Consider the following 3,886-nt stretch of genomic DNA (forward strand, 5'->3'; position numbering starts at 1 on the left):
TACGACAAAACCGCAGACAGTTTCCTCGGCTTCATCGACATCGCCTGCATCAGGCTCTGGCTTCGCCATTTGTCAACATGACCTAGAAGCCCGAACCCGGGCGCTGCAATCGTTCTCTCGCGATATCCGCATTCTGATCTCGACGGACGCTGGTGGCGAGGGTTCCGGCTGCGAAAGGGCCGGTAATGGTCCATCACGTTCCCCGTTATCTCGCTCTGCGGCGAAGCGCCGGTGAGGATCGGGTGGCGCTTCTTGTATTCGATGGCCTTGCAATGGATCAGTGGATTCAGATCCGAGAGCATCTCGCCGACAGCATTCCCAGCTTCTCCTCTGATGACAGCGGGTGCTTCGCTTGGTTGCCCACACTCACGTCTGTCTCACGCCAAGCTCTATTCTCCGGCCTCAAGCCCCGCGAGTTCGCCAACTCAATCGAGGTGACATCAAAAGAGCCATCCCTCTGGGCGCGCTTCTGGCAAGATCACGGCCTTCGCCCATCAGAAATCTATTTCCAGGAAGGCTTGAAGAATACGGGTCAGCTGATCGAGCTTGAGGAAGTGATATCAAAACCGTCGACGAAGGTCGTCGGCCTGGTCGTCGACATGATCGATGAAATCGTCCACGGGGCCATGTTGGGAAAGCGTGGAATTGCCGGGCAGATCAAGGCATGGTGCGAAACTGGTTTCGTCGAAAAGCTGGTGCGGCTCTTCGCCGATCACGGGTATCAAATATACCTTACAGCGGACCACGGGAACGTTGACGCCGAAGGGATCGGACGCCTCAACCAAGGCGCAGTCTCCGAGGTCCGGGGCGAACGGGTACGAACCTATCGCAGCGAAAGCTTGGCAGCGTCTGTTCCTCCCGAGATTGACGCGTTTCGGTTCGATAGTGCTGGACTACCGCCCGATTTCCTCCCGGTATATGCCGACACGCGCGGTGCGTTCGTTCCGAAAGGAGATCAGATCGTTGCACACGGTGGGGCTTCCGTCGAAGAATTGATCGTTCCGTTCGTAAAAATTACAATGACGAGAACGGCAACATGAAATCTCTATCCCCTCAGATTGGCTTTGACCGCTTCATTCAACTTGAGTGGGCAAGGGTAGCGTTGCGTGTCAGAGCGGGTATGGCGAGTATTGAGGAGCTGACAGAGCTCCTCGACGCTTCTCACTCAGAGCCCGCCGCCAAGAAGAAGACTCGCACTGTGCTTAATCGCCTGTGGCTGGAACCGCTTCCAGAATTGGTAAGTTTCGCGGATCGGGGCGTTCGGATTTACCGGGATGCGCCTGAGTCTTCCGTTTCCGCTCTCACTTGGGGCATGGCACTGGCGTGCTATCCAATCTTTGGACGGGTTGCGGAAATTGTTGGCCGATTGACAGCACTGCAGGGCGAATGCACCTCGGCCGAAGTGCATAGACGGATGGCGGAGGTCTATGGGGAGCGAGAGGGAACGCGCCGCATGACCAATATGGTTTTGCAATCACAAGCAGATTGGGGCGCCATCGACAGACCGAATAAGGGGAAGCAGATTGTTCGAAAGTCGCCCATTGATCTCGAAGGATCACCGGTGGTTTCGTGGCTAGTTGAGGCCTGTCTACGCCACGCAGGTCGAGCCCTATCCGTCGCGACCATTGAGGCCAACCCTCTGCTTTTTCCATTCCGGCTGGGAGGATCTCTTTCGTATATTTTGTCCGGATGCGAAACGCTCGACATTCGCGTTGACAGCGCAGGTAACCAAGTCGTTGCGATTTCGAGCTGAACTGAATCCGCTCAGCCGATCTTGCAGCCCCAGAAGGACGTCTGATCGGCGGCGAAGTAGCCGTCCGCGACCCGGAAATACCCCTGAAGCTCGACGGTATCGCCCGCGGTCAGCGGTACCATGGTTTGCAGCCAGATGGCGGTGGCGAGCGAGACGTGGGTGGCGGAGATTTCCCCCATCGAGCCGCGGATTTCGGTCGTGCCGTTCAGCACGAGCCGCCCGCGCATGCGGGCCGTGGCGCTGGCGTTGATCTTGTAGAGGAGCGTCGCACCGAAGAGGTAGGTTCCGTCCATCCGCACGAAGCGCGGCGCCGTGTTCGACCGGGGCTACCTGCTGAAGTTCCTGCACAACAAGGTCTATCTCGGCCTCGCTGTACACAAGGACGAGGTCCATCCCGGCGAGCACAAGGCGATCATCGACCAGAAGCTGTGGGACGAGGTCCACGAGGTCATCGCCAACAACCGTGTCGCCCGGGCGGCGGTGGCGCGCACGGCGCAGCCTGCGCTCTTGCGCGGGCTGATCTTCACCGAGACGGGCGCCGCCATGACGCCACACCACACCAAGCGGAAGGGCAAGCGCTACTGCTACTACACGTCCATGGACGTGATCCGGAAACGCCCAGCGGCCGAGCTGCGCGGGCCCCAGCGTCTGCCGGGCGCGATGGTCGAGGACGCCGTCATCGGCGAAATCCGCCGGATGCTGCGCACGCCCGAGGTGGCCGCGCGCACCGCGCGGGCGGTGCGGAAGGACCGCCCCGATCTCGATGAGACCATCGTCGTCGCCGCGCTGGCGCAGTTCGACGATCTGTGGAAGGCGCTCATCCCGGCCGAGCAGGCGCGCATCGTCCAGCTGCTGGTCGCGCGCATCACGGTGAGCGAGGCGGGTCTCGCGATCGACCTGCGCCATGACGGCCTCGGCGCCATCGCCGCGCTGATGGCCCCGCCGAAGAAGGAGGTCGCCTGATGCTAGCGCCCGACACCCTGCGCGCCCACATCCCGCTCGAACTCCGCCACCGCGGCGGCCGCCCCCGGATCCTGCCGCCGAAGGATGTCGAGGCCGCCATGGGACGCGGGCAGGATCCCCACCTGCTGCGCGCCATCGGACGTGCCTGGTGCTGGCGGCAGCGGCTGGAGCGCGGCGACGTCGCCACGCTCGCCGATCTCGCTGCCGACGAGGGCCTCTCCGACCGCTACGTCAGCCGCCTACTTCGCCTCGCCTGGCTCGCGCCCGATGTGTTCGAGCGGCTGGTCGTCCACCGCGAGCCCTCGACAATCAGCATCTACGACCTGTGCTTCGTGGCGTCCTTCCCATGGGAGGACCAACCAGCGCGGGTGTTCGACTGAATGCCGACCAATTGCATCAAGAGCGTCCAATCGAAAGAGATTAAGTCTTCGACCCAATCCTGATGATCCCTTCCATTGGTTTGATGTAGGGATTCTCGTCCAATGCTTTTGGCTTCGTGATGTCTTTATGCTGCGGCCACGTCCGCCCGTATTCTGATAGCTCGGGCGCCGAGCACACGACTGTTAGCCAACTCCCCTCTTGACTTCTCTTCAGCCGGGTCAAGCCAGCATATACCAAAGCCAAGCTTTCGGCGTGCGCAGCCTCGGTGACGTAGACGACGAGGAGGCGCGATTCCCAACCCTTGAAGCTGTGCAAGGTCGTTGCCTTGATCTTGGCATCGCCCATGTAGAACCCCATCTTTCGGCGGCGATGATCTACGCCGAAGGTGTCAACTGCATGAATGCGATATTCCGAAAGGCGCTCCACGACGCCGGCTCCGGACTTCATATCTCCGGCCAGCATGGTGATATCCGCATTGGCCAAACCGTTCTTTCCGGTTTGGCGCATCAAGTAGAGGATTTCGTCCGAGCAAACCGTCTCCGCGTTCTCTGGGTCGCACTGCACCCAGCGAAGATGGCAGGGGTAGAGATCTAGCGATCCTTGCTCCGGCTCAGGAAGATCAATCACTTCTTTCGGCAGGAAAGCCTCGGCGAAGTTCCGTGCTAGGTTCAGAGCGTCCGGGGGCAGCCTATAGCTGACATTTAGGTTGTGTTGACAAAAAGGATTCCCCTGCGCGTCTGGCTGTGATTCAAGATCATCTCTACGTGGGAGGTGACCTTGGCACGCAAT

5 protein-coding genes and 2 pseudogenes are annotated in these 3,886 nt (G+C 60.4%); 5 read left to right on the top strand and 2 right to left on the bottom strand.

Translation table 11 applies throughout. The features are described from left to right. The 3 genes and pseudogenes from I9P22_RS23505 to I9P22_RS23515 all read left to right on the top strand — a co-directional run. Positions 1 to 81, top strand: a pseudogene (locus I9P22_RS23505) (IS5/IS1182 family transposase); the annotation flags it as partial. A 104-nt stretch (positions 82 to 185) separates the two neighbouring features. Next, on the top strand, positions 186 to 1,040 hold the full coding sequence (pglZ, locus tag I9P22_RS23510) for a BREX-3 system phosphatase PglZ (protein WP_199262592.1): 855 nt from the start codon (positions 186 to 188) through the stop codon (positions 1,038 to 1,040). Further along, positions 1,037 to 1,753, top strand: a complete 717-nt coding sequence (locus tag I9P22_RS23515; protein WP_199262594.1) for a hypothetical protein — start codon at positions 1,037 to 1,039, stop codon at positions 1,751 to 1,753. The genes pglZ and I9P22_RS23515 overlap by 4 nt, the downstream gene beginning before the upstream one ends. An 11-nt stretch (positions 1,754 to 1,764) precedes the next feature. On the opposite strand, the gene I9P22_RS23520 is transcribed toward I9P22_RS23515, so the two are convergent. Then, complete coding sequence (locus I9P22_RS23520) at positions 1,765 to 2,046, bottom strand: hypothetical protein (RefSeq protein WP_233253564.1); 282 nt, start codon at positions 2,044 to 2,046, stop codon at positions 1,765 to 1,767. 19 nt (positions 2,047 to 2,065) lie between these two features. Between I9P22_RS23520 and I9P22_RS23525 the strand changes: the two genes are divergently transcribed. Together I9P22_RS23525 and I9P22_RS23530 are read left to right on the top strand one after the other, a co-directional pair. Then, positions 2,066 to 2,716, top strand: a complete 651-nt coding sequence (locus tag I9P22_RS23525) for a recombinase family protein (RefSeq protein ID WP_332909065.1) — start codon at positions 2,066 to 2,068, stop codon at positions 2,714 to 2,716. Beyond that, on the top strand, positions 2,716 to 3,096 hold the full coding sequence (locus I9P22_RS23530; RefSeq protein WP_199262596.1) for a hypothetical protein: 381 nt from the start codon (positions 2,716 to 2,718) through the stop codon (positions 3,094 to 3,096). Before I9P22_RS23525 ends, I9P22_RS23530 begins: the two co-directional genes overlap by 1 nt. Before the next feature lie 40 nt (positions 3,097 to 3,136). On the opposite strand, the pseudogene I9P22_RS23535 reads toward I9P22_RS23530, so the two are convergent. Beyond that, positions 3,137 to 3,886 (bottom strand): annotated as a pseudogene (locus I9P22_RS23535) (hypothetical protein); the annotation flags it as partial.

This window comes from Paracoccus binzhouensis (assembly GCF_016446475.1).
Classification (GTDB): Bacteria; Pseudomonadota; Alphaproteobacteria; order Rhodobacterales; family Rhodobacteraceae; genus Paracoccus; species Paracoccus binzhouensis.